This window comes from Suttonella ornithocola (assembly GCF_001889065.1).
GTDB lineage: Bacteria > Pseudomonadota > Gammaproteobacteria > Cardiobacteriales > Cardiobacteriaceae > Suttonella_A > Suttonella_A ornithocola.
The window spans coordinates 1-428 of record NZ_LWHB01000275.1; the positions used below are offsets into that span (position 1 = coordinate 1).

Annotated in this window: 1 pseudogene; it reads right to left on the bottom strand. The window is 39.3% G+C overall.

The window, feature by feature from the left end:
- Positions 1 to 100 precede the first annotated feature (100 nt).
- Positions 101 to 428, bottom strand: a pseudogene (locus A5N85_RS15410) (IS630 transposase-related protein); the annotation flags it as partial.

The window sequence follows — 428 nt, forward strand, 5'->3', positions numbered from 1 at the left end:
CTTCTCCTTTTGTGCTGTAGCCATAAGGTCTATGATCAAAGGCTTTAAAACCACATTCATCAAGTATAGACTATCGGTTTGTCTTGAGCGGTCTTATCTACTATTTGTTCTTGAAAGTGCTCTCTTTTCTCTGTGTCGGCTTTTGGATGTTGGTTAATCTTTTTTTATGCGTTATCTTTAGTCGCTTTAGAGCATAACAAATCGCTGATTGCGAGCAATTAAAACGTCTAGCTCTTTCCCATTGGTAATCATCAGGATACTGCTCAATATCCTTAAGCAAGGCTTCATCATCAATCTTTGAGGGCTCTCAGTAAAGCCTTTAGGATGGGGATTTTTAATCCAGCTATAGACGGTGAATTTGCTGATCTTGTAGCGCTTTGCAACAGCGCGCCAAGTTTCTCCATTAGCAATATCGTTAAGAATTTTCT